2 protein-coding genes, 1 tRNA gene and 1 pseudogene are annotated in these 2,375 nt (G+C 70.8%); 2 read left to right on the top strand and 2 right to left on the bottom strand.

Annotated features, from left to right (window positions below):
- Positions 1–58: transfer RNA gene (locus ABWK99_RS15750), tRNA-Arg, on the bottom strand.
- A gap of 294 nt (positions 59–352) precedes the next feature.
- Between ABWK99_RS15750 and ABWK99_RS15745 the strand changes: the two genes are divergently transcribed.
- Both ABWK99_RS15745 and ABWK99_RS15740 read left to right on the top strand, forming a co-directional pair.
- Positions 353–1,204: a trypsin-like serine protease gene (locus tag ABWK99_RS15745; RefSeq protein ID WP_372595628.1), complete on the top strand. Its 852-nt coding sequence runs from the start codon at positions 353–355 to the stop codon at positions 1,202–1,204.
- Between the two features lie 164 nt (positions 1,205–1,368).
- Positions 1,369–1,833 (top strand): cupin domain-containing protein, encoded by a 465-nt coding sequence (locus ABWK99_RS15740; protein WP_372595627.1) that lies wholly within the window; start codon positions 1,369–1,371, stop codon positions 1,831–1,833.
- A 66-nt stretch (positions 1,834–1,899) separates the two neighbouring features.
- Here the strand turns inward: ABWK99_RS15740 and ABWK99_RS15735 are convergent.
- Positions 1,900–2,375, bottom strand: a pseudogene (locus tag ABWK99_RS15735) (M23 family peptidase); the annotation flags it as partial.

The raw sequence follows: 2,375 nt of genomic DNA, 5'->3' as shown, positions 1-2,375 counted from the left end.
GGCAGGATTCGAACCTGCGACCTGCGGATTAGAAGTCCGATGCTCTATCCACTGAGCTACGGGGGCGGGACCTGCGGGGTGTCGACGGACGTGCCCAGGGACAGCGTCCGGCAGGACCCCGTCCGACAGGTTATCGCCCTGCGGAGTCGCGAACGTGCGCGTGCGCCGGGGGCGCCCTGCCGGCGAGTGCGCCTCGCGCATCGTCTCGAGCGGGTCTGACCCGGGCTGTTGACCCCCCGTCGCTGCGGGCCTAGCGTGCGCAGCACGTGGGGGTGCGGCAGGGGGTCGTCACCCCAGATCCGATTCTCGGCGGGGTGCCACCAAAGGCCCTGCCCGCACAGGGGGAGGATTCATGTCCAAGGCACCACGTCTGCATGCTCCGCTGTCCACAGGACGGCGCGCGAGCGTCATCGCGCTGCTGTCCGCTCTGCTCGTCACCCTCGGACTGGGCGCCGGTTCGGCGTCCGCGATCACCTACGGCGAGCTCGACAACGACGGGCACCCTGCGGTGGTGCTCGTGCTCATGGAGGTCGACGGAGCGCCGGCATCCCGCTGCTCGGGCACGCTGATCTCGCCGACGGTCGTCCTGACCGCCGGGCACTGCACCGGCGAGGAGGGTGAGTTCAGCGGGATGCGGGTCTTCGCCGAGCCGGACGTGCAGAACGACCCGACGTATCCGTTCGGCGGTGGGCCGAACACGGTCGAGGCGACCGCGTGGCACACCTACCCGGGGTACACCAGCGCCGCGTTCTACCTGAACGACGTCGGCGTCATCGAGCTCGCGCAGCCGATCGACCTGCCCGCGGGAGCGTCGTACGGCACACTGCCCGCGCCCGACCAGCTCGACTCCCTCAAGCCGCGCGCCAGTACCACGTTCACGGCGGTGGGGTACGGGCTGCAGCGCGTCAACAACAACCCGAACAACCTCCAGCTCGAGTCGACCAGGGTGCGGATGGTGGCGCACCCGCACCTGGTGCAGATCAACACCGGCTTCACCGGTCAGCAGTCGCTCCTCCTGTCGAACAACGGGAGCACGGGTGGCACCTGCTTCGGTGACTCCGGGGGCCCGAACTTCGTGGGGGACAGCATGGTCATCGCCGGAGTCACCTCGTTCGGGCTCAACGGGTCCTGCGGGGGGACCGGCGGCGTCTTCCGCGTCGACCGTCCCGCGGTGCTCGACTTCATCAACCAGTACCTGTCGTAGAGCGGCGGGACATCGACGGAAGGGGCCGGCCGGCGGTCGGCCCCTTCCGCGCGCGTGGAGCGGTCGTCGCTCCAGCGGCGGCACGGTCACGGACCGGTGGCGAGGTCGCACGGCGCCCTCGGTTCGGACCTGCGACGCGGTACCTCCGGGGCTAGGGTCGGTGCATGAGCCTTGACGACATCGGTCCACGTCCTCAGTCGTTCGACCTGGAGACCGAGACCCTCGAGAACTCGACCTACCGCACCGTGGCATGGAGCGGCGCGTACCTCCAGCTCACCCTCATGTCGATCCCGGTCGGCGGTGACATCGGCCTGGAGGTGCACCACGACACCGACCAGTTCATCCGGCTCGACGGCGGTCGCGGCCGGGTCCAGATGGGCCCCGCCAAGGACGAGCTGACCTTCGACCAGGAGGTCACCGACGGCTGGTGCGTCCTCGTCCCGGCGGGCAGCTGGCACAACGTGACCAACATCGGCGACGAGCCGATGCAGGTCTACACGATCTACGCTCCGCAGCACCACCAGCCCGGCAAGGTGCACCAGACCAAGGCGATCGCCGACGTCGACACGGACGACGAGCCCGCCGACTGGTCGGTCCAGCCGGACTCGGCCGCGCACGGTCACGCCTAGACCGAGCCTCGCCGGAGGGCGACCGCACCCCTCACCAGGCGCGCGGGCCACCCCGAGGCACAGTGCTCAGGCGCTGGACCCGGTCAGATGCGCGACGATCGCCACGGCGTCGTCCCAGTAGCGGGCGTAGTGCTGCGGGTCGGCGTTGCGCTGCACCTCGTGGGCGACCGCCGTGGGGGTCATCGAGTCCCGTCCCTGGACGCGGGAGAGCGCGGTGAAGAAGCTGGTCGCGCTGACCGTCGGGTCCATGCGGTCGGCCAGCGACCCCCAGGCCCCGTTCGCGCGCTGCTGGAAGAGCCCCCGGCTGTCGGGGCCCGCGCCGTCCCCGTGGTCGAGCACCTGGAGGGACGACTCTCCGATGGCCGTCATGACCCCGATCGTCTGGTCACGGACCGACAGGCCCATGGCCTGGCCCGCCGCGACGATCGCCGCGGCGTTGGCGACCTGCGCCGTCCCGTAGCTCCCGATTGGGCTCACGTCCGCCAGCGTCAGCGCGGTCGAGGAGGCGGTCCCCCTCGCGTCGAGCTGCGCCGCGAGCAGGG

This window comes from Actinotalea sp., from assembly GCF_041597215.1.
Taxonomy (GTDB): Bacteria; Actinomycetota; Actinomycetes; order Actinomycetales; family Cellulomonadaceae; genus Actinotalea.
The sequence above is the reverse complement of the archived record's forward strand: the minus strand, read 5'-3'. Positions and strand labels throughout refer to the sequence as shown.

What these genes read in the sequence shown, in the direction of transcription:
- ABWK99_RS15745 (WP_372595628.1), top strand. Translation starts at nt 353, where the DNA reads ATGTCCAAGGCACCACGTCTGCATGCTCCGCTGTCCACAGGACGGCGC.
- ABWK99_RS15740 (WP_372595627.1), top strand. Translation starts at nt 1,369, where the DNA reads ATGAGCCTTGACGACATCGGTCCACGTCCTCAGTCGTTCGACCTGGAG.